This is a genomic window from Microbacterium sp. zg.Y909 (assembly GCF_024626565.1).
This window is the reverse complement of the sequence record NZ_JANJFJ010000502.1, coordinates 1-2,781: the sequence shown is the minus strand read 5'-3', so window position 1 is coordinate 2,781 and position 2,781 is coordinate 1. Positions and strand designations below refer to the sequence as shown.

The window sequence follows — 2,781 nt, the reverse complement described above, 5'->3', positions numbered from 1 at the left end:
TGCGCCGCGGGACCTTCAGGGACGAGACGGTCGACTACGCCGCCGTCGGGGCGACGCAGGCGTCCGACCTTCTGCAGTACCCGCCCGAGCGCAGCATCCCCGCCGCAGAGGCGTGGCGCCTCGGCAGCGGCGAGGACCGCTTCCGCACGGCCGGCGAAGCGCTGCTGTCGTGGGGCGCGCAGCGCGGGGCGGGCCTGGAGCTCGAGGACGTGCGCCCGGCGTCTGGACCGTCGTACTCCGGTGTCGCGTTCGACGCCGACGGCAACGCCATCGCCCCCAGCCGCCGCGAGGCTGAGCAGCGCTACGACGCCGACGGCACGCCGTACGTCGGCGCCGGCACCACGGTGCACGTGCGCGGCCGCGTCAAGGGCCACCGCGCCGACGCTGAACTGCGCGTCATCTTCTGCGTCGAAGAGGCCCGCCGCATCGGCTTCGCCCTCGGCACCGTCGGCGGCTCGGTCGTCAGCGGTGAGGAGTCGTTCATGATCGAGTGGCGCGACAACGACGAGGTCTGGTTCACCGTCCGCGCGTTCGACGCGCCGACCGCGCCGCTTTACCGCCTGCTGCCGCCGCTCGTGCGGCGCCGGCGCCGCGAACTGTTCCGCGGTTACCTGCGGGCGATCTCGCCGCTGTACACGACATCGTCCTGATGCCCTCCACTCTTCCCGTCGGCGACCCGGCGCCTGCAGACGGCGCGCTGCCCCAGGACCTCCCCGTCGACCCGGCAGTCGACTTCGGCGTCTACCTGCACGTGCCGTTCTGCCGCGTCCGCTGCGGGTACTGCGACTTCAACACCTACACCGCGGGGGAGCTGCGCGGCGCACGCCAGGACCAGTACGCCGACACGCTGCTGCGCGAGGTCGCGCTGTCGCGCGAGGTGCTGGCCGCCGCCGGCGCCATCCGCCCGGCGACCACCGTCTTCTTCGGCGGCGGCACGCCCACCCTGCTCCCCGCCGGCGACCTCGGCCGCATGCTCGCCGGGGTGCGCGACTGCTTCGGCATCGCGCCGGGGGCCGAAGTCACGGTCGAGGCCAACCCCGACACTGTCACCGAGACGGTGGTCGCCGACCTCGCCGCCTCCGGCGTGACCCGACTGTCGATCGGAATGCAGTCCGCCGTCCCCCGCGTGCTGGCGGCGCTGGACCGCACCCACAACCCCGACAACGTCGCCACTGCGGTGGCCGCCGCCCGGAGCGCGGGGCTCGACGTGAGCGTCGACCTCATCTACGGCGCGCCAGGGGAGTCCCTCGACGACTGGCGGCGGTCGATTCAGACCGCCGTCGCGCTCGCCCCCGACCACATCTCCGCCTACGCCCTCATCATCGAGGAGGGCACGAAGCTGCACCGTCAGATCCGCCGCGGCGAGGTCCCGGCCCCCGACGACGACCTGCAGGCCGACATGTACGAGCTGGCCGACGAGATGCTCGCCGACGCCGGCTTCGACTGGTACGAGGTGTCGAACTGGTCGCGGGGCGAGGCGCACCGCTCACGGCACAACCTCGCCTACTGGCGCGGCTCCGATTGGTGGGGGTACGGCCCCGGCGCGCACAGCCACGTCGCGGGGCTGCGCTGGTGGAACGTGAAGCACCCCGCCGCCTACGCGCAGCGCCTGGCCGCAGGCGAGTCTCCCGCAGCGGGCAGGGAACGCCCCGACGCGGCATCCCGCAACCTCGAGGACGTGCTGCTGCGCTCGCGCATCCGCGACGGCTTGGCGGTCTCCGAGGTGACGGATGCCGGGCGGCACGCGGTGGCGGCCCTGATCGCCGACGGTCTGATCGACGGCGCCTCGGCCTTGCGGGGCCGCATCGTGCTCACCCGCCGTGGCCGCCTGCTCGCCGACGCGGTCGTGCGCGCCCTGACCGCCTGACGCCGGTTGCAAGGTCGACACGGTAGAATTGGCACTCACGGACAACGAGTGCCAGCGGAGGGGAGTGGGATGGTCAGCGAACGGGGCCTGCAGGTGCTGCGCGCCATCGTGCAGGACTACGTCGACACCCGCGAACCCGTGGGAAGCAAGGCGATCGTCGAGCGCCACGCGTTCGGCGTCTCGGCGGCCACGATCCGCAACGACATGGCGCAGCTCGAAGACGAAGAGCTCATCGTCGCACCGCACACCTCATCCGGGCGGGTACCCACCGACAAGGGCTACCGCGTCTTCGTCGACCACCTCGCGCAGCTGCGGCCACTGACCACGGCGCAGCGGTCGGCGATCGAGTCGTTCCTCGAAGGATCCGGCGACCTCGACGACCTGCTCGCGCGCACCGTGCGCGCCCTGACCCAGCTGACCGGCCAGGTCGCAATCGTGCAGTATCCGTCGTTCGCCCGGGCGCATGTGTCGCACCTGGAGCTGGTCAACCTCGGCGGCGGCCGCGTGATCGTCATCGTCGTGACCGACATCGGCCGGGTGTCCCAGCGCATCGCGACCGTGCCGACCGAACTCGACGACGAGGGCATGACCCGGGTGCGGACACGGCTGGCCAGCATGCTCACCGGCAGCAGCGTGCAGGGCGGCGCCCAGGCCATCGCGGACCTGCTCGCCGCACCGGCGCAGCCCGATCCGTTCGACCACGCCGTCCGCTCGATCGCAATGGTCGTCGCCGAGGAGCTCGAGGAGTTCCGGCAGGATCGCCTCATGCTCGCCGGCAGCGCCACCCTTGCGCGGCGGGAGCAGGACTTCCGCGGCAGCATCTACCCGCTGCTGGAGGCGATCGAGGAGCAGGTGACGCTCATCCGCCTCATGACCGAGATGGTCCCGGACGACCAGGGTCTGGCGGCGAGCAT

3 protein-coding genes are annotated in these 2,781 nt (G+C 72.3%); all 3 read left to right on the top strand.

The features are described from left to right. A partial coding sequence (locus NQ160_RS21995) for a DUF1990 family protein (protein WP_257517176.1) occupies nt 1-650 on the top strand: 650 nt, incomplete at its 5' end. Continuing rightward, entirely contained in the window at nt 650-1,867 is a 1,218-nt protein-coding gene (gene hemW / locus NQ160_RS21990) for a radical SAM family heme chaperone HemW (protein ID WP_257517175.1), read from the top strand. The genes NQ160_RS21995 and hemW, both read left to right, overlap by 1 nt. Nucleotides 1,868-1,936: 69 nt before the next feature. Continuing rightward, the coding region (hrcA, locus tag NQ160_RS21985; RefSeq protein ID WP_257517174.1) for a heat-inducible transcriptional repressor HrcA at nt 1,937-2,781 on the top strand (845 nt) is incomplete at its 3' end.

Excerpts from the sequence above, each read along its gene's own strand:
- hemW (WP_257517175.1), top strand. The coding sequence starts at position 650 with ATGCCCTCCACTCTTCCCGTCGGCGACCCGGCGCCTGCAGACGGCGCG.